This is a genomic window from Bacillus sp. C30 (assembly GCF_040838255.1).
Classification (GTDB): Bacteria; Bacillota; Bacilli; order Bacillales; family Bacillaceae_G; genus Bacillus_A; species Bacillus_A mycoides.
In genome coordinates this window covers 1-2,622 of sequence record NZ_JBFPJH010000416.1, presented here as the reverse complement: position 1 = coordinate 2,622, position 2,622 = coordinate 1, and the positions used below count along the sequence as shown (strand labels likewise).

At 33.8% G+C, this 2,622-nt stretch carries 2 protein-coding genes; both read right to left on the bottom strand.

Features of this window, described 5'->3' with window-relative positions; translation table 11 throughout:
• Window positions 1–47: 47 nt before the first annotated feature.
• A complete protein-coding gene (locus AB3X49_RS21090; protein WP_002189854.1) occupies window positions 48–380 on the bottom strand; it encodes a DUF952 domain-containing protein in 333 nt (110 codons plus the stop codon).
• 74 nt (window positions 381–454) lie between these two features.
• Window positions 455–2,530 carry a HelD family protein gene (locus AB3X49_RS21085; RefSeq protein ID WP_367964539.1) on the bottom strand — a complete coding sequence of 692 codons (2,076 nt, stop codon included), beginning with the start codon at window positions 2,528–2,530 and terminating at the stop codon, window positions 455–457.
• Between the last annotated feature and the right edge of the window lie 92 nt (window positions 2,531–2,622).

Here is a 2,622-nt window from a genome sequence, read left to right as displayed (position 1 = left end):
CTATATAATTTGCGCTTTTCTAGCTAACTTAAATACCTATAACACTCTTAACTTTGTCCCTCTGGTAATAAAAAATCTCCCTTTTCTTTAAAAAATGGAGCAACACCTACAATTGCCTCAAAATTGATTACTCCATATACATGCGGGTATTCTTGACCGTTAGTAGCAAGTTCATATTTTATTTCTGCTTTTACTAGGGATGGATCAATTGTAAGTAATAAAACATCTTCTTCATGACTGAAATATGTTTCCGCAACTATTAAAGCTTGGTCTAATAATGAACAATGAATAAATCCCTCTTCTATTAGTGATTTTTCATTAATTTCTCTAGTTGTTTTTGCGATTTCCCAATTTCTTTTTGTTATTACTTTTGTAATCATATCCATTCCCCCTATATCCTTATATAGAAAAAAAGAGGTTTTTCTGTTTATTACTAGAAAATCCTCTTTTTTATTTATTTTATTCCCTTAATTAATGGCGACGCTTCCCCACTATGGAAAATCCATAAATCATGAAGCGATCTCGTACATCCGACATACAATAATTTCGCATCATGTTTTGTATTTTTGTAATGTTCCTCATCAACGTCGATTAGAAGTACGGCATCAAATTCTAAACCTTTCGCCAAATATACAGGTACTACCGAAATACCACCTTCATATTTACTTTGATCTGCTTCAATGACATTAACAGTCAACTCTGCATTTGTTAACTTCTCATATATATCACGGCATTCATCGTCTGTTCTTCCAATTACCGCGATTGTTTTCACATCTTCAGTTTGCAAATGCTGTAATGTCTTTAAAACTTCAGTAAATTGGTCCTCTGCCGGAATTACTTTCACGTCTTCACCGCTACGGAAAACTGGAGTTGCGAGTCCCACTGGAATCTCTGCATTTTTAATTATTTCATTCGCGAATTCAATAATTTCTTTTGTAGAACGATAACTTCTCGTCAATTCATAATAACCTGTTTCTTGGAATACTTCCTTAAAAGCACCCCAGTCTTCAATTCCTTGATAATCATAAATTGCTTGAGATAAATCACCTAATATAGTGAAAGAATTACCTAGTGTAATTTCTTTTAATACATATACTTGGAATGGCGAGAAATCTTGCGCTTCATCAATAACGACGTGATGGAACTTTTGTCCAATTTCAATTCCTGTTATGCGATGTTGTATGTAAATTAAAGCTGGTAAGTCTTCTACATACACTTCTTTTTTACGACAATTCTTTTCTGTTTCTTGAACAAGTTCTTCAGGTAATACTTCGAGTATTTCTTTACTCTTTATCATTGAATTATATAGTGAAAGCGGGCTCATTTTCGGCCAAAAATTCATATATGTGTTCAATCTCTTTGTCGCTTCTTTTTTTAGTAATTTTTTCTCGTTTGTTTCTCCAAACTTTTTAAGCTCAATTTCAATCCAGCGCTTCATACGGCCGACTAAACGTTCTCTTCTTTTCTTTAATGGATAGTGTTTATATTCAACCTGCATCCATTTTTTAACGTCTTCCACTGGAATAACAGCTTTATCCCATGCCTCAAAATCTTTTGTTGGCACTAAATCTTTTTCAAATTGAATCATTCTTTCTTCAATAAACGACTTAAATTCCAGCGTGCCTTTCAATTTACCTAGCATAACCTTTTTTTCATCGCGATTAATTGAGAAAGCTTCTTTCAATTTTTCTTCTGTCTGCTTCAGTTTCACCGAACCATCTAACGTACGTAATGCCCAATCTGGAAACGTTGTTTGACTAATATTTCCTACCCCTAACTCAGGAAGTACACTTGAAATATAGTCTAAAAACAAACTGTTTGGAGCGAATACGATCATTCTCTCCGCTTCAAGTTGTTCACGATATTCATAAATTAAAAAAGCAAGGCGATGTAAAGCGATTGTTGTTTTTCCGCTCCCTGCAACCCCTTGAATTAATAACGGTAAGTTTCTTTCCGCACGAATAATATCATTTTGCTCCGATTGTATAGTCGAAACGATATCTTTCAATTTATTATCTTTATTCTCACCTAATCGATATAGAAGAAAATCATCAGCATGTGAGACATCTTCATTTCCTTTCACATATGTATCAACAACACGTTCTAGTTCTCTCTTTCGAATCGAAATGTTTCGTTTTAAATAAACATCGCCTTCTACTAATCCGTCTGGTGAATGATAAAATGCTAATTCTTCACCACCGGTAAATGAATAAAACATACTTGCGACAGGTGCACGCCAATCAATTACAATTGGTTTCATCGTATCTTTATCTGAAACACCTACTTTACCGATGTAAATCGGCATTACGTCTTCCTTGCCATCCTCCTGAAAGTCTAATCTTCCAAAATACGGCTCATGTACACCAATACGTAAGCTTTGTCTATTAGACTCCCTCATACTTTCAAGAATTTGCTCTTTAAAATCTTCTCCATAATAAACCGGGATTTTTTCAAGCTGTTCTAATTGATCATCCATCGTACTTAAAGTATCTTTCATTTTTTGTAACTCTTCGTCAAAAATGTTGTTCATTTGATGATTCCCTCCTGTCCGTTCCATTTTTTTCAGTCGAAATATAATTGTATTAAAAATCCATTCATAAAGTCAATAGTTTTAGTAAGAAT